Source organism: Streptomyces sp. R-74717, from assembly GCF_047305335.1.
Lineage (GTDB): Bacteria > Actinomycetota > Actinomycetes > Streptomycetales > Streptomycetaceae > Streptomyces > Streptomyces atratus.
On the sequence record NZ_CP102361.1, the window covers coordinates 7,651,065 to 7,670,019 of the forward strand.

16 protein-coding genes and 1 pseudogene are annotated in these 18,955 nt (G+C 70.4%); 8 read left to right on the forward strand and 9 right to left on the reverse strand.

The genetic code is table 11. From position 1 onward, the window contains the following. On the reverse strand, positions 1-894 hold the full coding sequence (locus NRF20_RS35080) for a DMT family transporter (RefSeq protein ID WP_266362778.1): 894 nt from the start codon (positions 892-894) through the stop codon (positions 1-3). A gap of 204 nt (positions 895-1,098) precedes the next feature. Here NRF20_RS35080 and NRF20_RS35085 point away from each other — a divergent pair, with 204 nt between their 5' ends. Beyond that, positions 1,099-2,754 (forward strand): FAD-binding dehydrogenase, encoded by a 1,656-nt coding sequence (locus NRF20_RS35085; protein WP_398629133.1) that lies wholly within the window; start codon positions 1,099-1,101, stop codon positions 2,752-2,754. 275 nt (positions 2,755-3,029) lie between these two features. Here NRF20_RS35085 and NRF20_RS35090 read toward each other — a convergent pair whose 3' ends face one another. Continuing rightward, the gene (locus tag NRF20_RS35090; RefSeq protein WP_398629132.1) at positions 3,030-3,479 is read right to left on the reverse strand and encodes an ASCH domain-containing protein; all 450 of its coding nucleotides are present in this window, start codon (positions 3,477-3,479) and stop codon (positions 3,030-3,032) included. A gap of 216 nt (positions 3,480-3,695) precedes the next feature. On the opposite strand from NRF20_RS35090, the gene NRF20_RS35095 reads away from it, so the two are divergent. Then, on the forward strand, positions 3,696-4,361 hold the full coding sequence (locus NRF20_RS35095) for a molybdopterin-dependent oxidoreductase (protein ID WP_413754640.1): 666 nt from the start codon (positions 3,696-3,698) through the stop codon (positions 4,359-4,361). Further along, positions 4,303-4,977: a cytochrome b/b6 domain-containing protein gene (locus tag NRF20_RS35100; RefSeq protein WP_413753903.1), complete on the forward strand. Its 675-nt coding sequence runs from the start codon at positions 4,303-4,305 to the stop codon at positions 4,975-4,977. Before NRF20_RS35095 ends, NRF20_RS35100 begins: the two co-directional genes overlap by 59 nt. Here the strand turns inward: NRF20_RS35100 and NRF20_RS35105 are convergent. Together NRF20_RS35105 and NRF20_RS35110 are read right to left on the reverse strand one after the other, a co-directional pair. Further along, entirely contained in the window at positions 4,974-6,371 is a 1,398-nt protein-coding gene (locus NRF20_RS35105) for a GntP family permease (protein ID WP_266362786.1), read from the reverse strand. The genes NRF20_RS35100 and NRF20_RS35105 overlap by 4 nt on opposite strands. A gap of 11 nt (positions 6,372-6,382) precedes the next feature. Then, on the reverse strand, positions 6,383-6,892 hold the full coding sequence (locus NRF20_RS35110; protein WP_398629130.1) for a gluconokinase: 510 nt from the start codon (positions 6,890-6,892) through the stop codon (positions 6,383-6,385). Positions 6,893-7,036: 144 nt separating this feature from the next. On the opposite strand from NRF20_RS35110, the gene NRF20_RS35115 reads away from it, so the two are divergent. Next, on the forward strand, positions 7,037-7,738 hold the full coding sequence (locus NRF20_RS35115; protein ID WP_093894172.1) for a FadR/GntR family transcriptional regulator: 702 nt from the start codon (positions 7,037-7,039) through the stop codon (positions 7,736-7,738). A 53-nt stretch (positions 7,739-7,791) separates the two neighbouring features. Here the strand turns inward: NRF20_RS35115 and NRF20_RS35120 are convergent, their stop codons facing one another. Further along, positions 7,792-8,514: a TetR/AcrR family transcriptional regulator gene (locus NRF20_RS35120; protein ID WP_398629129.1), complete on the reverse strand. Its 723-nt coding sequence runs from the start codon at positions 8,512-8,514 to the stop codon at positions 7,792-7,794. A 99-nt stretch (positions 8,515-8,613) separates the two neighbouring features. On the opposite strand from NRF20_RS35120, the gene NRF20_RS35125 reads away from it, so the two are divergent. The 4 genes and pseudogenes from NRF20_RS35125 (at position 8,614) to NRF20_RS35140 (ending at position 12,453) form a co-directional block, all read left to right on the forward strand. Then, entirely contained in the window at positions 8,614-10,116 is a 1,503-nt protein-coding gene (locus tag NRF20_RS35125) for an APC family permease (RefSeq protein WP_413753904.1), read from the forward strand. Between the two features lie 61 nt (positions 10,117-10,177). Further along, a pseudogene (locus NRF20_RS35130) lies at positions 10,178-10,582 on the forward strand (amidohydrolase family protein); the annotation flags it as partial. A gap of 156 nt (positions 10,583-10,738) precedes the next feature. After that, positions 10,739-11,824, forward strand: a complete 1,086-nt coding sequence (locus NRF20_RS35135; RefSeq protein WP_266362795.1) for an S-(hydroxymethyl)mycothiol dehydrogenase — start codon at positions 10,739-10,741, stop codon at positions 11,822-11,824. Beyond that, positions 11,824-12,453 carry an MBL fold metallo-hydrolase gene (locus tag NRF20_RS35140; RefSeq protein WP_398629127.1) on the forward strand — a complete coding sequence of 210 codons (630 nt, stop codon included), beginning with the start codon at positions 11,824-11,826 and terminating at the stop codon, positions 12,451-12,453. Before NRF20_RS35135 ends, NRF20_RS35140 begins: the two co-directional genes overlap by 1 nt. Here NRF20_RS35140 and NRF20_RS35145 read toward each other — a convergent pair. From NRF20_RS35145 to NRF20_RS35160, 4 genes are all read right to left on the reverse strand, one after another. Continuing rightward, positions 12,447-13,400, reverse strand: a complete 954-nt coding sequence (locus NRF20_RS35145; protein WP_398629126.1) for an RluA family pseudouridine synthase — start codon at positions 13,398-13,400, stop codon at positions 12,447-12,449. The genes NRF20_RS35140 and NRF20_RS35145 overlap by 7 nt on opposite strands. Before the next feature lie 120 nt (positions 13,401-13,520). Beyond that, positions 13,521-14,774 (reverse strand): hypothetical protein, encoded by a 1,254-nt coding sequence (locus NRF20_RS35150; RefSeq protein WP_413753905.1) that lies wholly within the window; start codon positions 14,772-14,774, stop codon positions 13,521-13,523. Then, positions 14,771-15,838, reverse strand: coding sequence for a hypothetical protein (locus tag NRF20_RS35155; RefSeq protein ID WP_413753906.1), 1,068 nt, complete (start codon positions 15,836-15,838; stop codon positions 14,771-14,773). Before NRF20_RS35155 ends, NRF20_RS35150 begins: the two co-directional genes overlap by 4 nt. Before the next feature lie 127 nt (positions 15,839-15,965). After that, on the reverse strand, positions 15,966-18,866 hold the full coding sequence (locus NRF20_RS35160; RefSeq protein WP_413753907.1) for a glycoside hydrolase family 2 TIM barrel-domain containing protein: 2,901 nt from the start codon (positions 18,864-18,866) through the stop codon (positions 15,966-15,968). Positions 18,867-18,955 lie beyond the last annotated feature (89 nt).

Genomic DNA, 18,955 nt, shown 5'->3' on the forward strand with positions numbered 1-18,955 from the left:
TCAGTTCGGCTGGAGGCTCTTTTCCCGGCGCCCGCTCACGGGCCCCTCCGGCATCGCCGGATGCAGTCCCAGCAGCACGATCCCGACGACGATCGCCACGAGGCCCACCGCCTGCCAGGCCAGTGCGCCGGTGTCGGTACGCAACTGGTCGCCGAGGAAGCCGACCCCGCAGGCGATCCCGGCCAGCGGCTGGGATGCGGTCAGCGGCGGCAGTGAGACCCGCAGAGGGCCCGTCTCGAACGCGCTCTGCACCAGGAGCAGGCCCGTCACCCCCAGCGCCACCACCGCGTACGGCTGCCACGCCGTCACCAGCGCCGACCAGCCCTCGTCGGACAGCCGCTCGCCGGTGACCCGGGTGAGGGCGTCCTGGAGTCCGTAAAGCAGCCCCGCCGCCACCGCGAGCAGCGCCGGGGCGACTGCGGACTCCGAGCGTTTGGCGAAGGTGGTGAGCAGCAGGGCGATTCCCACGACTACGCCGATGACCAGCCAGTGCCGCAGCGGACTGGTCACCGCCTCGCCGCCCTGCGGCCGGCCCGCCAGCAGAAAGGCGGCGACTCCGCCCGCCAGCAGCCAGAGCCCGGCCCAGCCCTGCCCGCCGAGCCGCTGCCCCGTGCGATGGCGCGACAGGGTCATCGCGAAGAGCAGATTGGTCGCCAGGAGGGGTTCGACGACGGACACCTCGCCCTTGCCCAGGGCCAGGGCGCCCAGCGCCATGCCGCAGACCATCAGCCCGATCCCGGCCAGCCAGCTCGGCACCCGCATCAGGTCCAGCAGCAGCCGGAAGGAGAGATAGTCGCTCCTCGGGGCGTGCGAAGCGGCGGCCTGCTGCAGGACGAAACCGAATCCCAGACAGCAGGCGGCACTCACGGCGAGCACGAGGACCAGCACCGACACGCTTCTACCTCAAGTCAGGCCAGAAGTGGGTGATTTGTTTCGACGATAGCGCCTGCGCCCTGCGGGTGCGGCCGGAGTGCCGCCGACCGGGCGGTTGACGCCGCGGCGGCCGATGCAGAGGATCTGACGCACGAGTAACTTCCGGCGTCCGAGCCGGACCGTCACCGTGGCCGTGACCGGATCGCCCCGACAAGGATGGAACCCATGGCGTACGACGCTGATGTGATCGTTATCGGGGCGGGGCTCGCGGGTCTGGTGGCCACCGCCGAGCTGGTCGACGCGGGCCGCTCGGTGATCCTGCTCGACCAGGAGCCCGAACAGTCGATCGGCGGCCAGGCGCACTGGTCCTTCGGCGGTCTCTTCCTGGTCGACTCGCCCGAGCAGCGCCGGATGCGGATCAAGGACAGCCATGAGCTGGCCCTCCAGGACTGGCTCGGCACGGCGGGCTTCGACCGCAAGGAGGACCACTGGCCACGGAAGTGGGCCGAGGCGTACGTCGACTTCGCGGCCGGTGAGAAGCGCTCCTGGCTGCACGCCCAGGGGTTGCGGCTCTTCCCCGTCGTCGGCTGGGCGGAGCGCGGCGGCTACGACGCGACCGGCCACGGCAACTCCGTACCCCGATTCCACATCACCTGGGGCACCGGCCCCGGCGTCGTCGCCCCCTTCGAGCGCCGGGTCCGCGCGGGCGTCGCCAAGGGCCTCGTACAGTTCGGGTTCCGCCACCGGGTCACCGGTCTCGGCCGCACCGCGGGCGCCGTCGACACGGTGAGCGGCGAGATCCTGGAGCCGAGCGCTGCCGCCCGGGGCACCGCGAGCAGCCGGGTGACGGCCGGCACGTTCGAGCTGAAGGCCCAGGCGGTGATCGTCACCTCCGGCGGCATCGGCGGCAATCACGACCTCGTGCGCAAGCAGTGGCCCCCGCGGCTCGGCACCCCGCCCGCGAAGATGCTCTCCGGCGTCCCCGCCCATGTCGACGGACTCATGCTCGGCATCACCGAGGAGGCGGGCGCCCACCACATCAACCGCGACCGGATGTGGCACTACACCGAGGGCATCGAGAACTGGAACCCGATCTGGGCCAAGCACGGCATCCGGATCCTGCCGGGACCGTCCTCCCTCTGGCTGGACGCCCGCGGCAAGCGGCTGCCGGTCCCACTCTTCCCGGGCTTCGACACCCTCGGCACCCTCGAACACATCATGAAGTCCGGCCACGACTACACCTGGTTCGTCCTCGACCAGAAGATCATCGGCAAGGAGTTCGCGCTCTCCGGCTCCGAGCAGAACCCCGACCTGACCGGAAAGTCGATCCGTGACGTGATCGGCCGGGCCCGCGCGGACGTACCGGCCCCGGTGAAGGCTTTCATGGACCACGGGGTGGACTTCGTGGTCGAGAAGGACCTCGGCGCACTGGTCCGCGGGATGAACGCGCTCACCGACGAGCCGCTGATCGACGAGGCCGGACTGCGCCGCGAGATCACCGCACGCGACCGCGAGATCGCCAACCCCTTCACCAAGGACCTCCAGATCACCGCGATCCGCGGGGCCCGCACCTATCTCGGCGACAAGCTGATCCGTACGGCTCCGCCGCACCGCATCCTCGACCCCAAGGCCGGCCCGCTGATCGCGGTACGGCTCAACATCCTGACCCGCAAGTCGCTCGGGGGACTGGAGACGGACCTGTCCTCCCGGGTGCTGACCGAGGACGGCACGCCCCTGCCCGGTGTGTACGCGGCGGGGGAGGCGGCAGGCTTCGGCGGCGGTGGCGTGCACGGATACCGCTCCCTCGAAGGGACCTTCCTCGGCGGCTGCATCTTCTCCGGCCGGGTGGCGGGGAGGGCGGCGGCGCAGGCCACGTCCTAGGGGATGCCCGCGAAGTCCCGCCCGGCCCGCGGCGTCCGACACGCCCGCTTGTCGAGCGGCGAGATCCGTCCGCAACTGCCGTCCGGGCTCGACGCGGTGACGGGACCGCCGCTCGACCGGCGCCCGCAGGGCGAGGACTGCCTGAACCTCGACCCTGGAACCACTGTTCGGCCCCGTCGGGACGGGCGGTGTCTCCTTCGGCGCACATGCGCACGGCATGGACATTCTGCCGCGAGATCCCCGCCCCGCCGGCGCAGGAAACCGGCGGGCCCCGCCTACCGTTCCGCCGCGCCCACGACGGGATCCAGCAGCTCGACGACCCGGAACCGTTCGGCGACGACCATGGTGTCGTCGTCGACCGTGAACTCCGGGTCGCCGAGCGCCTCCCGCATCTCCTGGCTGTGCCAGAACTTCTCGTGACCCGCGCGCCACTCGGCCACCGAGGTGTCGCCCTCGCCCTCGTCGATCGCATGCTGAAGATCGACGTCGCCGAGGCGCAGCACCCGCACCTCCGTCACCTCCAGCACCGCGACCTCCCGGCCGTCCGAGTCGATCAGCGCAGACCGCTCACCCACCGGAGGCAGTTCCTCCTTCTCCGCCTCGTACTCCGCGAGCAGCCCGGTCGTCGACACCTTGTCACCGGCGAGCACCGCCCCCACCAGCCTGTCGCGCAGCGGCCCGGGGAAGGTGAGCAGAAAGGGCTTGAGAGGTTCACGGTTCGACATGGCGCCAAGTCTGACATGTTCGGCCTGGCGCGGCGCCGGAACCCGCACCCGATCGGGGGTCGTCAACTGCGCCGGGAATGAGCAGAGTTGACCTCGGGTGCGGGCAGGTGCCCGCGACCCCTGGTGACCTGCGGCCGCAGATGCTCGAATGGTCGGGTGAACAGTCGCCCTCCCGATGCCGAAGGCACACCCCTGGGCCGCCGGGTCGTCCTGGCCATGCTCGGTCTCGGCGCCGCCGGAGTCGTCGCCGCGCCCGTGCTGCAACGCACGCTGGAATCCGGGCTCGGCGCCGTCGCCGACAAGGACCCCACCGGCCTGACCAGCCTGCTCCCCAACGGCGGCGGCTTCCGCTACTACTCCGTCGCCTCGTCCGTACCGGAGAAAGACGCGGACGACTACCGGCTGACCGTCGACGGGCTGGTCGACCGCCCGGCCGCATACACGCTGGACGCCCTGAAGGCGCTGCCGCAGACCCGCATGGTCCGCGATGTCCAGTGCGTCACCGGCTGGCGGGTGCCCGAGACTCCCTTCGAGGGGGTAGGCCTCTCGTCGCTGCTGGACGCGGCGGGCGTACGGCCCGGGGCGAAGGCCGTCCGCTTCACCTGCTTCGACGGCACCTACAGCGAGAGCCTCACCCTCGCGCAGGCCCGCCGCGCCGATGTGCTGGTCGCGCTGCGCATGCAGGACCGGCCGCTGGCCCACTCCCACGGGGGTCCGGTCCGGCTCTATGTGGCCCCGATGTACTTCTACAAGTCGGCGAAATGGCTCTCCGGGATCACCGTCACCGACTCCGTACGGCCCGGCTACTGGGAGGAGCTCGGCTATGACGTCGACGCATGGGTCGGCCGGTCCAACGGCCGCGACGACGCCCCCACCAGCTGACCCCGCGGAGCGTGTGCGGCGCTTCAGCGGCGCGGAGCGCTGGGTGCACCGCACCACGGCCACGCTGATGCTGCTGTGCGTGGCGAGCGCGGCGTGTCTGTACGTACCCCAGCTCGCCGAGCTCGTCGGCCGTCGCCATCTGGTGGTCACCGTGCACGAGTGGTCCGGGGCGCTGACCCCCGTACCGTTCCTGGCCGGTCTGCTGTCACGGGCGTTGCGGGCCGACCTGTCCCGGCTCAACCGCTTCGGGCCGCACGACCGTCAGTGGCTGCGGGCCGTATGGCGCCGCGACCACCGGCCCGAGGCGCGTCCGGCCGGAAAGTTCAACGCCGGGCAGAAGCTGTACGCGGCCTGGATCGCGGGCGCGGTGCTGGTGATGACCGGCACCGGCGCGCTGATGTGGTTCACCGGCCTCGCACCGCTGATGTGGCGCACGAGCGCGACCTTCGTCCACGACTGGCTGGCACTCGCGATCGGGATCGTGCTGGCCGGGCACATGGCAATGGCGCTCGCCGACCCGGAGGCACGCCGTGGCATGCGCACCGGGTCGGTCGAGCGCCATTGGGCACGGTCACAGCATGCGCTGTGGGGGGAGGACCGTGCGGACAGGCCCTAAAGGACCAGCGACAGCAGCAGGATGAAGGCCAGCGAGACCACGGAGATGATGGTCTCCATCACCGACCAGGTCTTCACCGTCTGGCCGACGTCCATGCCGAAGTACTCCTTCACCAGCCAGAACCCGGCGTCATTGACATGGCTGAAGAAGAGCGAGCCCGCGCCGACGGCGAGGACCAGCAGAGCGGCGTGGGACGTCGACATGTCGGCGGCCAGCGGGGCGACCAGGCCGGCCGCCGAGATGGTGGCCACGGTCGCCGAACCGGTCGCGAGCCGGATCGCGACGGCGATCAGCCAGCCCAGCAGCAGTGCCGGGATCGACCAGTCCTTGGAGAAGTCCAGGATCATCTGGCCCACACCGGCGTCGATGAGGGTCTGCTTGAAACCGCCGCCCGCACCCACGATCAGCAGCACACCCGCGATCGGGGCGAGGGACTTCTCGACGGTGGTGGAGAGCCGGCCCTTGGTGAAACCGGCCGCCCGGCCCAGCGTGAACATGCCGACTATGACGGCCGCGAGCAGCGCGATCAGCGGCGAGCCGATCACATCGGTGACCCGCTGGACACCCTGCTCCGGGTCGTCCACGACGATGTCGACCAGGGCCTTGACCAGCATCAGCACGACGGGCAGCAGAATCGTCGCCAGGGTGGCGCCGAAGCTGGGCCGACGGTCCAGCTCCTCCGAAGGACGCTGCGGAATCATCTTCTCCGGAGCCTTGATGTCCACCCAGCGCGCGGCGTAACGGGAGAAGACCGGCCCCGCGATGATCACGGTCGGGATGGCGACCAGCACACCCAGCGCGAGCGTGACACCGAGGTTGGCGCCGAGGGCGTCGATCGCCACCAGCGGGCCGGGGTGCGGCGGAATCAGCCCGTGCATCACGGAGAGTCCGGCCAGCGCCGGGATACCGATCCGCATCAGGGAGTAGTTGCCGCGCTTGGCGACGAGCAGCACCACCGGGATCATCAGCACGATCCCGACCTCGAAGAACAGCGGCAGACCGATGATCGAGGCGATCAGGACCATCGCCCACGGCATGGCCCGCCCGCTCGTCTTCGCGAGGATCGTGTCGACGATCTGGTCCGCGCCGCCGGAGTCGGCGAGCAGCTTGCCCAGAATGGCGCCGAGCGCGATGAGGACACCGACACCCGCGACGGTCGAGCCGAGGCCGGCGGTGAAGCTGGTGATCGTCTTGGCCGGTGCGGCGCCGGCGAACGAGCCGAGCGCCAGCGAGCCGATGGTCAGCGCGAGAAACGCGTGCATCTTGAACTTGGTGATGAGCAGAACGATGACGGCGATGCCCGCCAGAACTGCGATGCCCAACTGCGCGTTGCCTGCCGAAGTGATCGGTTCGACGGCATCCGCTGCCAGCATCTCGACGCTGAGACTGGTCACGGTGGTGATCCTTAGCTTTCGAGCCGGCGCAACGCGGCGACGGCTCGCTGGGTGATTTCTTCGGGGGTGCCGGACACATCGACCGGGACTCCGGCCTCGTCCTCCTGCAGCGGCTGCAGGGTCGCGAACTGCGAGTCGAGCAGTGCGGTGGGCATGAAGTGGCCCTTGCGCTCCGCCATGCGCTCCTCGATCAGAGCCCGGTCGCCGGTCAGATGGAGGAAGACGGCACCGGGGGCCTCGGCGCGCAGCCGGTCCCGGTAGACCCGCTTGAGTGCCGAGCTGCTCACCACTCCGCCGAGCCCCGCCCGGCCGTGCGCCCACTGACCGATCGCATCGAGCCAGGGCCACCGGTCGGAGTCGTCCAGTGGGGTACCGGCCGACATCTTGGCGATGTTCGCCGCGGGATGGAAGTCATCGCCCTCGGCGTACGGAACGCCGAGTTCGGCGGCGAGCAGGGGGCCGATCGTGGTCTTGCCGGTCCCTGCAACGCCCATCACCACGACGACGTGGGGGGTGCTCATTGGTGGTGCCTCGCTGTCTTCTTCGACGTCTTCCTCGACATCGGTCCGTCGCGCTACTGAAACCCATACGTACGACTTATTCAAGATGCTGTGACGTAAACGTCGTACTTTTTGTTCCTGGAGGGTGCCCCGTAGGCTGTGCTCATGACCACACAGGGCCCTGGGCTGCATACACATGTGCTGGACACCCTGGGTCTGGAGATCGCCGCGGGGGAGCACCGGCCGGGGCAGGTACTGCGTACCGACGAGCTGGCCCGGCGCTTCGACGTCTCGCGCACGGTCGTACGCGAAGTGGTCCGCGTCCTCGAATCCATGCACCTGGTCGAGTCCCGGCGCCGGGTCGGCGTGACCGTGCAACCGACCGAGGCGTGGAATGTCTACGATCCGCAGGTCATCCGGTGGCGCCTGGCCGGCGCCGACCGCCCGCGCCAGCTGCGCTCCCTGACCGTGCTCCGCTCGGCGATCGAACCGGTCGCGGCAGGCCTCGCCGCCCGTAACGCCACCCCGGAGCAGTGCGCAGCCCTCACCGAGTGCGCGCTCGGCATGGTCGCCACCTCGCGTGGCCAGCAGTTGGAGGGCTATCTGGAACACGACATCGCGTTCCACCGGATCGTGCTCAACGCCTCCGGCAACGAGATGTTCGCGCGGCTCGGCGATGTCGTCGCCGAGGTCCTGGCGGGCCGCACCCACCACCAGGTGATGTTCGAGGACCCCGACCCGGCCGCGGTCACCCTCCACGTCCGGCTCGCCGAAGCGGTGCGCGAGGGCGACACGGTGGCGGCGGAGCGGCTGACGAAGGAGATCGCGGTGGGTGCTCTGCACGAGCTGGACGTGCTCGCACCCTGAGGCCCGTACCGCGGCGCCGTCGCGCGTACGTGCTCGCTCCCCGGGGTCCGTCCCTACGGTGCCGACGTATGTACGTGCTGCAGCCGGGCCGCGGCCGCGGCCAGCACCATCTCCAGCGCCGCGGGATAGCCGCTGCGGTCCATCTCCGCGACCAGCACTCCCGCGGTCGCCGCGATGTTCGGATGGGTATCGGCCGGAAGCCGGGCGTACGTCTCCGGCCAGGTCCGCACCTCCTGCGCGCGGGCCTGCTCCGACAGCACCAGCGTGGACGCGTCCAGCGCCGCGAACGACAGCGTCTGGTCCACGAAGACGTGGTAGATCCGCACCGCCTCGGCATCCGGGAATCCCGCACCGCGCAACACCCCGAGAATCACCTCCACCGACCGGATCTCATGTGCCCGGCCGGTCACCCGGGCACAGGTCAGTGCCGCCGCCTGAGGGTGCGCCAGATAGTCCGCGTGCATCCGCAGGCCGAGGGTGCGCAGATCGGCCCGCCAGTCACCCGTCGGCCGCCAGGTGCGCAACGTACGGCCGATCAACTCGTCGGCCACCGCGAGCAGTAGTTCGTCCGTGTCCCGGAAGTACCGGTAGAGCGCACTGGGATCGCAGCCGAGAGCCGCACCGAGCCGGCGTACGGTGAGTGCCGCCGCCCCGTGCTCCCCGATCAGCCGCAACGCCGTCTCCACGATCAGCTGCTCGGACAGCACCGTGCCCTGTTTGGTGGGGCGCCTGCGGCGCCGCGCCCCCTCCGGTACCACCCGCTCGCTCGCGCTCATGGCGGCACCTTATGACAACAGCGTTGACGTGTGAACCCGTCGGAGAGTTCGATGTGCCGCCATCGGGGCCGAAGAGCGCCCCTCGGCGAAGGAGCCACCGTGACGGACTCACCCACCCCCTACGGCAGTGACCCACCGGCACCCGCGGCACTGAAGAGGAGCCTCGGTGTCGTGGACGGCGTCGTCATCGCCGCCTCCTCCACCGCCGCCACCTCCAGCATCGGTATCGGGCTGGGCGTGACCGCGGGCGCCGTCGGCCTGCATCTGCCGATCATCATGCTGCTCGCGTTCCTGCCCATCCTGGGTATCGCCGGCGCGTACTCCCGGCTCAACAAGGTCGAGCCGAACATGGGCAGCGGCTATGTCTGGGTCGGCCGTTCCCTCAGCCCCTGGCTCGGCTTCCTCGTCGGCTGGATCGGCATCGTCTCCACGATCGTCTTCCTGTCCTACACCACGACCGTCACGGGCTCCGCCCTGCTCCAACTCGCCGACGTGGGAGGACTGCACACCCTCGCCGGGCTCCACCTCGACCCGGACTCCACCGCCCAGTCGACCGCGCTGGGCATCGTTGTTCTGATCGCCGTCACCTTCACCGCGATCACCGGCATCCGGTCCGCCGCCAACCTGCAGAAATACCTTCTCGTCTTCGAATACGTCGTCCTGCTCGGCTTCTGCGGATACGGACTGGTCGTCGGCCCGCACCCGTTCAGCCTCGACTGGATCAACCCGTTCACCATTCCCTCCGGACAGCAACTCGCCGAGGGTCTTCTGCTCTCGGTCTTCTGCTACTGGGGCTTCGAATCGTCGTTCAGCGTCACGGAGGAGATCCGCGACCCGCAGGACGCCTCCCGGGCCGGACTCATCACCCTCTTCACCATGCTCGGTCTCTTCCTGCTCGGCTCCTTCGCCTTCCAACGCGTCCTCTCGCTGGACGAGCTGACCGGTCACGGCGCCCAGGGACTCACCTACTTCGGTGACCGGCTCGCCCAACAGCCGCTCGCCGCACTCCCGCTGATCGCCCTCACCTTCTCCGCCATCGCTTCCCTCCAGTCCGGTGTGATCCCCACCGTGCGCGGCATGTTCGCGATGGGCCGCGACCGTACGCTCGGCGCGTTCTGGACCAGGGTCAGCCCGCGCTACGGGACGCCGGCGGCCGGAACCATCGCGGTCGGCTGTGTCGCCGCAGCCATCGCCGTCGCCTCACTCGTCATCCCGAAGGTCGGCGACCTCATCCTGGCCTCCGTCAATGCGATCGGTGTCGTCGTCTCGCTGTACTACGCGCTCACCGCACTGGCCGCCGCCGCGCGCTTCCGCGGGGCGCTGCGCGAGAGCCGGTCCGAGGCCCTGCGGGCCGTGGTCCTCCCGGTGCTCAGCGCCGCCGTGCTGCTCGGCCTCGGCGGCTATCTCTGCTGGTCCTTCTACACCTCCGCCGACCACTTCGAGATCAGCCCGGACAACGGCTGGTTCATGCTCTTCTGCCCGGCCGTCATGCTGCTGTCCGGAGTCGGTGCGGCAGCCTGGGCCAAGTGGGTCAGGAAGTCGCCGTACTTCACCACCGGCCGCTCCGTCGCCGCCGAGCCCATGGTCGTCGAAACAGCCTGAACCCCCCGTGCCCCTGCCGACCTCCCGCCGAGCACGGCCCTCACGAAAACGGAACAGCCCCATGCACCACGCCCCCGCCGATCTCGTCCTCACCGGCGGCCCGGCCCTCAGCATGGACGCCGCACGCAGCCGCGCCACCACTGTCGCCGTCACCGGCGACCGCATCACCGCCGTCGGCCACGACGAGGTGCGCGAACTGACCGGCCCCGGAACCGAAGTCGTCGACCTCGCCGGCCGGTTGCTCGTCCCCGGCTTCCAGGACGCGCACATCCACCCCGTCGCAGCCGGTCTCGAACTCGCCCGGTGCAACCTGACGGGTGTCCGTACGGCGACGGACACGCTCGCCGCCGTGCGCGCGTACGCCGACAGCCACTCCGGCCAGGAGTGGATCACCGGCGGCGGCTGGTCCATGGACGCCTTCGAAGGCGGCGCCCCCGCCAGGGAGCAGCTCGAATCCGTGTGCCCGTGGTGGCCACCGTGCCCGGCGTCGTAACCGGTACATCCCACCGGGTGGACGGCAGTCGTTTCCCGCCAACGCGGCGCGCCGTCGTGACACCCTCACGGGGCGTACGGTTGTTCGTGTTCGATCTTCACGAAATGACGGAAACAGGGAGACCACGGTATGTCGCAGCAGGTGCAAGGAGTCATCGCACCGGGGAAGAACGAGCCGGTACGGGTCGAGACGATCGTGATCCCGGACCCGGGCCCCGGCGAGGCCGTGGTGAAGATCCAGGCGTGCGGCGTCTGCCACACCGATCTCCACTACAAGCAGGGCGGCATCAACGACGACTTCCCCTTCCTGCTCGGCCACGAGGCCTCGGGCGTGGTGGAGTCCGTCGGCGAGGGGGTCACGGACGTCGAGCCCGGCGACTTCGTCATCCTCAACTGGCGTGCCGTGTGCGGGCAGTGTCGTGCGTGCCTGCGCGGCCGCCCCTGGTACTGCTTCAACACCCACAACGCCAAGCAGAAGATGACGCTGCTCGACGGCACGGAGCTGTCGCCGGCGCTCGGTATCGGCGCGTTCGCCGAGAAGACCCTGGTCGCCGCCGGTCAGTGCACCAAGGTCGACCCGGAGGCCTCCCCGGCCGTCGCCGGACTGCTCGGCTGTGGCGTGATGGCGGGCATCGGCGCCGCCATCAACACCGGGCAGGTCGGCCGCGGCGACTCGGTCGCCGTGATCGGCTGCGGCGGTGTCGGCGACGCGGCGATCGCGGGCGCGCGGCTGGCCGGCGCGGCGAAGATCATCGCCGTGGACATCGACGACCGCAAGCTGGAGACGGCGAAGACGATGGGCGCCACGCACACCGTCAACTCCCGCTCCACCGACCCGGTCGAGGCGATCCGCTCCCTGACCGACGGCAACGGCGCGGACGTCGTCATCGAGGCGGTGGGCCGCCCGGAGACGTACAAGCAGGCCTTCTACGCCCGCGACCTCGCAGGCACCGTCGTCCTGGTCGGCGTCCCGACCCCACAGATGCAGCTGGAACTGCCGCTCATCGACGTCTTCGGCCGCGGCGGCTCGCTCAAGTCCTCCTGGTACGGCGACTGCCTGCCCTCGCGCGACTTCCCGATGCTCATCGACCTGCACCAGCAGGGCCGGATCGACCTCGGCGCGTTCGTCACCGAGACCATCGGACTCGGCGACATCGAGCAGGCCTTCACCCGGATGCACGAAGGCGACGTGCTGCGCTCGGTGGTGGTCTTCTGATGACCGCCCGCATCGACCACCTCGTCACCTCCGGCACCTTCGCCCTCGACGGCGGGGAGTGGGACGTCGACAACAACGTCTGGATCGTCGGCGACGACACCGAGGCGATCGTCATCGATGCCGCCCATGACGCCGCCGCCATCGAGGCCGCGCTGAACGGCCGTACGCTGCGCGCCATCGTCTGCACGCACGCGCACAACGACCACATCGACGCGGCCCCGGCCCTCGCCGACGCCACCGGTGCACCGGTACTGCTGCACCCCGAGGACCTGCCGCTGTGGAGGCAGACCCACCCGGACCGCGCCCCGGACGGCGAACTGGCCGACGGCCAGGAGCTGGAGATCGCCGGAACGACGCTCCAGGTTCTGCACACCCCCGGTCATGCCCCGGGCGCCGTCTGTCTGTACGCCCCCGAGCTTTCCACCGTCTTCACGGGTGACACGCTCTTCCAGGGCGGCCCCGGCGCCACCGGGCGGTCCTTCTCCCACTTCCCGACGATCGTCGCGTCGATCAGGGACCGGCTGCTCGTCCTGCCGCCGGAGACCACCGTCCGCACCGGACACGGCGATTCCACGACCATCGGCGCGGAGGCCCCGCATCTGGACGAGTGGATCGCCCGCGGTCACTGAGAACCGCGGCTCACCGGTCCGGGCCATGCGCAGAGCCGCAGCCCGCTCTCGAAGCGGCGCGGCCCGCCCGTGACCGGATCGGTGAACTCCAGCACCCGGGCCAGGAGTTGGAGCGGGTGCGACCAGTCGTCGGTCGCACCCTCCGGCCGGACCACCGGGTAGACCGGGTCATGGACGAGCGGCAGCCCCAGGCTGTTCATATGGACTCGCAGCTGATGGGTGCGTCCGGTCGCGGGCAGCAGCCGGTACCGGCCGAGACCCTCCCGGTGTTCCAGCAACTCGATCCGGCTCTCGCTGTTCGGCTCGCCCGGCTCCTCGCGGGCGGCGATGACCCCGCGCTCCTTGACGATGCGGCTGCGTACGGTCCGTGGGAAGGCCAGTTCGGGGTCGTACGGTGCCACCGCCTCGTACTCCTTGAACACCGAGCGGTCCCGGAACATCGTCTGGTACGCGCCCCGCTCCTCGGGCCGCACGACGAAGAGGACGAGGCCCGCGGTCAGCCGGTCCAGCCGGTGCGCGGGCTGCAGCTCGGGCAGGTCCAGCTCGCGGCGCAGCCGGGCCACCGCGGTCTCGGTGATGTGCCGGCCGCGCGGTGTCGTCGCCAGGAAGTGCGGCTTGTCGGCGATCACGATGTGCTCGTCGCGGTGGACGACACCGACAGGGAACGGCACCGGCTCCTCCGGCGCGAAATCCCGGTGGAACCAGATGTACCGGCCGGCGGTGTACGGCTCGTCGGCGGACACCGGGCCCTGTACGGAGACGAACCGGCCCTCGGTGAGCATGGCGTCCACCCGCGCCTCCCCGATCGCACCCGCGAACCGCGCCAGCAGATGATCGCGTACCGTCGCCCACCGGCCGTCCGGATCCTCGGGGAGCCGCAGCCGGACCGGATCGATCCCGTCCCGCTGCGGCAACGGCGCCGACGGGGGCTTCGCACGCCCCCTCATCGGGGTGCGCCGACCGGTACAGCGGTGAGCATGGTGCGGGCTCCTCGTATCTCCTGCTGGGGTGTCCGAACAGTATCGCCCGTTCCGCCCGCCCACCGGGGCCCTGCACCCCCCCCGCACTCAGGCGTTCGGCAGCGTCACCCTCTCCGGGCCGCACCCGATGCGCTCGGCCTCGGCGGCGACATAGCCGGGCAGCAGCTCACGCGTGAGGTCGACGCCCTCGTCCGTCGGCTGATCCAACTGCTCCACCATGAAGATGACGGGCCCGGTCTGACAGCTCGCCCGGTAGACGCCCCGCGATCCGTCGAGCCGACCGAACCCCTTGGAGCCCTTGAGAGGCAGACCGGCCTTGTGCGTGTCCCTGGAGAAGATCTCGGTCAGCGCCGGGTCCGTCACCGTGGTCATCCGCACGACGGGGGAGTAGCTGTCACCGGACTCGCAGACCCGGGCCGGCCCGCCGTCGTCGCCGACGCGAGTCTGCTTCAGAGCCTTGCGGTACGCCGCAGGGACGGTGAGGCCCTTGACGCCGCAGAAGGCATTGGTTTTCGTGTCCTGCCGGTCCACGAGGGCGGGCAGGGTGCGAGGAATCCGGTAGGTGCCGGAGCAGCCGAATTCGCGGATGACCCCATTGGTCGCCTCCACCACCGCGCGGGTCAGGGCGGCACGGTCCTCCCGGTCGTACTCCGACCCGGTGTCGAGTCCGGCCTGTCCCATGCCGATGTCCACCACGGTGGGACCGGTGAACTCGTCCCGACCCGTGCAGCTCTGCGGCAGCGCCAGCCAGGCGCGCGACGACGAGGTCATCCCGGGCAGCCCGTCGCCGAGCGACACCATGCCGGCCGCGAGGAACTCCTGCGGCCACTCGTGCGCGTCGGTGCCCCGGAGACCGTCCAGCTGGTGCACCCGCAGGGTCACTTGGCGGCGGGCATTTTCGTCCTTGTAGCTGGTGATGCGGCACTGTCCGTACGACGGTTCACGATCGCGCGGATTGGCCTGCAGGGACTGCTCCTCGACCTCGGTCCTGCGGTCACCGAAGAGGTCCGACACGGTCGAGTCGCCGAGAGAGTCCCAGCAAGGGGCGGGACCGAGCAGCGCAAGCGTGTCCGTCCGCCAGGCCACCGCACCGGCGCCGAGGAGAGCACCGACCAGCCCGGCGGCAGTGACGGCGCGAGCGGTACGGCTGCGGAACAGGCGGCGCAGAACGGGGGTGTGCGCGGGGGCGGGCTCCTGGTCCGGGGACGGGCCCGGCTGTGGCTCGTGCTCCTGCTCCTGCTCCTGTTCCCGTTCCTGCTCCTGCTCCTGCTCCTGAGGAACTGTGGTCTTCTCGCCGTCCACTGCCGCTGCCCTGCTCTCCTCGGTCTCCTCGCCGTTCACGCGACCCCACCGGCCCCGCACCCGATGCGCTTGCTCACGGACTTGGTGAAGTTCGTGAACACCTGCCGGTCGTCCGGCCGGCCCGCACCCTCCAGACCGGACTGGACGTTTCCGTAGAACACCGTCTGCCGCCCGTCGCACTCGGTGCGCACGAGCCCGTTGCCGACACCCTCGGGAAGCCCCTTGAACAGCGCGACCAGGCGTGGCTCACCCGCCATCACGTACTGCGCCGCCGGCTCGTCGGGCATCCGCGGTGCGCGCCACACCACCGAACAGGTCTGGAGCCGCTCGCCTACCACCCCCACCTGTTCCTGGTACTGGGAGCTCCGGCCGAGTTCGAGCGTCACACCGGGTATCCGGCACAGCGGGCTCCGGGCGGTCTCGTCGTCCTCGGCGATCGTCACGATGGGCGACGTCATGCGCAGGGGCTCGTCCGGTGCGCAGCCGGCCTTCCGCATACCGGTGTTGGCGGCATCCAGCAGCAGCCGGGTGACGTCGGACCGGCTGCCGATCGTGAACGGCATGGCCACCTTGCCCAGATGTCCGTCGCCGGTGCTCTCGCTCCGGATCGTCACCGCGGACGGCCTGCCGTCCACATCACAGGTGTCGGGCAGGACCAGCATCGCCCGGTCACCGGCGACCAGCCCGTCGAGCCCGTCGGGCAGTTGGGAGGCCGACCCGTCGAAGTACCGGGCTATCCAGGCACGGTGTTCCTCGACCCCGGTGGGAACCGGACCGTACTCGACGGTGACCTGCTCCTTGAACGTGAGCGGCTCGTCCGAGTCTTCGTCCGGAACCGTCGAGGTCACCGCGACCGTGCAACTGGCGTGGTGACGGACGGACGAGGGCGGCGCGGACTCGGTGGCGCGCCGTTCGGAGCCGGACTTGTCGAGCCCGTCGTCACCGAGGAAGGCCGCACCGCTGTTCTGCTCCCACGCCCCCCAGCAGTAGCTGTCCCGGAACGGCCAACTGTCCGTCGCCCACAGCCCGATGGCGGAGACGAGCACGGCCCCGGCGACCGTTCCGGCGAGGAGTGCGCCCCGTCGCCTGCGTCTGCTGTCCATCACATTCCCCCTGCGAAGTACGAAGATCGCGCAAAGCCTCGATGCTACGTCGTCGCCCGGGGCAGGCGTGCGACGCGCCGTACCGCACCACACCCTGAGGAAGCCCCTCCCCGCCTGTCGCCGCAGATCAGCCGGTCGCCGAGAACACGAACGAGAACTCCGCAGCCTCCGCATCGAGCCGGTACTCCGGCAGCACCCCCGGCCCGCACGACTGCGAACCGATCCCCTGCACCGCATGGTCCAGATTGACCCAGACGGTCTCGCCGGCCCGCAACTCCGTCACGTGTTCCGCCGCATCCAGCTGCTCGCTCGTCCACCGCCGCGCGGTGAACCAGAACGGTGCACCGCCCTCGGCCCGTACCCCCGCCCCGCTGCCGTCCGTCAGCTCCGCCCACCGGACATCGGCCCGTGCGCCGTTCTCCTGGGGCCGGACGTACGGGGTCTGCATCGCATCCACGGACATCTGCCACCGCCCGAGCACCGAGGCGGACCGAGTGTCCGGGTACGCCTCACCGGGCCCGCCGCCGAACCAACGCGCCCCACCGTACGCGGCAGGCAGCCCGAACCGGATCCCCAGCCGGGGCAGCGGCACCCGCCACTCGCCCTCCGGCACCACGGACACGGTCAGCCCCAGCCGCTCCCCGTCGGCCGTCCACCGGTACGCGGTACGCAGGCCCTGGCCGACCCCCGCCGGCGCCACCCGGGTCCGTACGACCAACGCGTCCTCGCCGACCTCGACCGCATCGGTCCGGTGCCGCATCCGGTGCAGCCCCAACTCCCGCCAGCGCAGCCCGTATCGCTCGTCGGGCTGCCACGCCGCGCCGTTGTCGTTGTCGGTGGGCGCCCGCCACACATCCAGCCGCAGCCCCTCCACCGGTACCGCTCCCAGCCGTACCAGCGCCCCGGTCGCCGCGTCGAAGACCCCGGCCCCGAGGGTGATCACCCCCTCACTGCGCTCCGGCCGCTCACCCACCGCAGCTGCGGGAGCGCCGGCCGCCCCGGCCGCCCCGGCCTCCACCTGTCCCCACGCCACCACATGTCCGCGCTCACCCCAGGCGGTGTCCCGGGCAAGCACCGCCCGTACGGTCCATACCCCGTCACCCTCCATCGGCAGCCCCACCTCGGCCGATGCGCCGGGCGCCAGGTCCGGCACATCGAGCGCGCCCGACTCGACGAGTGCGCCGTCCACCTCGTACGACCACACGAAGTCCAGGTGCTCCAGCCCCGCGAAGTCGTACCCGTTGGAGATTCTGACCGCGCACGCACCCGCCCCGGCCACGGGCTCGATCCGTACGGGTTCGACGACCTTCTTGTACTCGATCAGTCCGGGGGAGGGGGTGCGGTCGGGGAAGAGCAGTCCGTCGCAGACGAAGTTGGAGTCGTGCAGCTCCTCGCCGAAGTCCCCGCCGTAGGCGAAGCCGTGCCCGGGGTGGGCGATGCCGTGATCGATCCACTCCCAGACGAAGCCGCCCTGACAGCGCTCGTACCGTTCGAACAGCCGCTGGTACTCACCGAGTCCGCCTGGACCGTTCCCCATCGCGTGCCCGTACTCGCACATGATGAACGGCATCGCCCGCCGCCGCGCGTCCAACTCCTCGTCGCCCCAGGGCTCCTCCGCCCGCTTGCCGATCAACTCGACCTCGGCGTGGGCCGGGTACATCCGCGAGTACAGGTCGACGTCCCGGCAGGACAGATCGCCCTCGTAGTGCACCAGCCGCTCCGGATCCCGTCCCCGGATCCACTTCGCCATCGCGGTCAGCCCGCGCCCCGATCCGCACTCGTTGCCGAGCGACCAGATGATCACCGACGCATGGTTCTTGTCGCGCTCCACCATCCGTGCGGCCCGGTCGAGCAGTGCCGGCGTCCAACGCTCGTCGTCCACCGGGTTGTTGCGCCACTCCAGGCCGGCAAAGCCATGAGTCTCCAGATCGCACTCGTCGATCACCCAGAGTCCCAGCTCGTCGCAGAGATCGAGAAAGGCGGGATGCGGCGGATAGTGGCTGGTCCGCACGGCGTTGATGTTGTGCTGTTTCATCAGCGCCAGATCGCGCCGCATGGTCGCCGCGTCCACGGTCCGCCCGGTCTCCGGATGGAACTCGTGCCGGTTCACACCGCGGAAGAGCACCCGCCGCCCGTTGACCCTGATGACACCGTCCTTCACGACGACGGTACGGAACCCCACCCGCAGCGGAATCCGTTCGCCGGCCGTCACCAGCTCCCCGTCGTACAGCCGGGGTGTCTCGGCCGTCCACGGCTCGACCGCCACGGTGACCGCCTCGCCCGTTGCGACATCGACGCCCAGCTCGGGCAGGACGATCCGCCCCTCGGCCCCGTCGCACTCCACCCGCAAGGTCCCGGACCCGTCGCGATGGTCGTACCCGGCATGCACGAAGAAGTCCCGGGGCGCACCCTGCGGCCGCTCCAGCAGCGTCACGTCCCGGAAGATCCCGGGCAGCCACCACTGGTCCTGGTCCTCCAGATAACTCCCCGACGACCACTGGTGCACCCGTACGGCCAGCACATTGCCCTCGGCCCGCAACAGCCCGCCGACCGCGAACTCGTGCGGCAGCCGCGACCCCTTGAAGTGTCCGAGCTCCTGTCCGTTGAGCCAGACCCGGGCGCAGGACTCCACCCCGTCGAAACGGAGCACCACCTCGCCGTCCCCGGGCCACCTGCCGGGCAGATCGAAGGTCCGCACATGATCCCCAGTGGGATTCTCGGCAGGCACCCGCGGCGGATCGACAGGGAAGGGGTACACCACATTCGTATACGCAGGAGCCCCACCGGCCCCTTGCAGCACCCAATGCCCGGGAACCGCGAGCTTTTTCCACCCCGAAGCATCGAAACCGGGCCGCACGAACGACTCGTCATGCGCGGCGGCGCCCGGCGAGAGCCGGAAGCGCCACTCCCCGTTCAGCGACATCCGCCCGGAATCCGACCCCGCGTACCAGGCTCGCGGCTCCAGCCCGCCCGATCCGGGACCCATGTCCTCGTACCAGGGCAGGGCGGGCGTGTGCGTGCGGTTCATGGGACTCCTCGCTCTGCGATGGCCTCCGTGCTGCTGGACGTTAGCGAGGAATGAACCGTTTCAACAAGGGTTGTATCCTTCTCCGGCCC